Here is a 737-nt window from a genome sequence, read left to right on the forward strand (position 1 = left end):
CACAAACCCCCGAACCTGGGGGGGGGGGTGGGTGGGGTGGGTGGCTCGGGGCCGACGCCCGGTCCCCCCGACCGCCTTGTCATCGCCGTCAGTCGGCCAGTACGGCCAGTGCGTCGATCTCGACGAGCATTCCGGGGGGAAGCTGCATGTAGACCGTGGTCCGGGCCGGGAACGGCTCGCCGGCGGCCTCGGCACAGGCCCGGTTCAGCTCCGCCGGATCGGCGGGGTCGGTGAGGTATACGCGCAGCATGACGACGTCCCGCAGGGAGGCGCCGGCGGCCGCGAGCACGGCGCTCACGTTGCGGAAGACCTGCGCGGTCTGGTCCGCGACCGTGGTGCCGACGACCGCGCCGGTCGCGGGGTCGAGGGGTAGTTGGCCGGAGACTTGCAGGATCGGGCCCTTGCGTACGCCCTGGGACAGCGGGGCCGGCGGGGTCGGGGCGTCCGGGGTGGTGATGATGGTACGGCTCATGACGGTGTCGTCCTTGAAGTAGTACTCGAAGCAGTGGCGGGGGTCGGCATGCGGTCCGGCCCGTCCGGTCCGTCCGGTCCCTCGCGTCAGGGCGAGGACCGAGACCGAAGTGTCAGCTCCAGACCTGTCGTTCCCGGCCGTGCGGGTCGTCGAGCTGCGTCCACTCGCTGTCGATCCGCATCGTGGCCCGGCGCTCGTTGTCGTACGGGTGCCAGCCGGCGTCGCCGGTCCTGGCGAACCGGATCCACGTGTCGTGGATCCGGGC

At 72.0% G+C, this 737-nt stretch carries 1 protein-coding gene and 1 pseudogene; both read right to left on the reverse strand.

The window, feature by feature from the left end; genetic code table 11:
- Positions 1-88: 88 nt before the first annotated feature.
- Positions 89-472, reverse strand: coding sequence for a RidA family protein (locus ACFXMF_RS36835; RefSeq protein WP_360324217.1), 384 nt, complete (start codon positions 470-472; stop codon positions 89-91).
- Positions 473-584: 112 nt separating this feature from the next.
- Positions 585-737: pseudogene (locus tag ACFXMF_RS36840) on the reverse strand (carboxylesterase/lipase family protein); the annotation flags it as partial.

This window comes from Embleya sp. NPDC059213 (genome assembly GCF_042754445.1).
Taxonomy (GTDB): Bacteria; Actinomycetota; Actinomycetes; order Streptomycetales; family Streptomycetaceae; genus Embleya.

Excerpts from the sequence above, each read along its gene's own strand:
- ACFXMF_RS36835 (WP_360324217.1), bottom strand. The coding sequence starts at position 472 with ATGAGCCGTACCATCATCACCACCCCGGACGCCCCGACCCCGCCGGCC.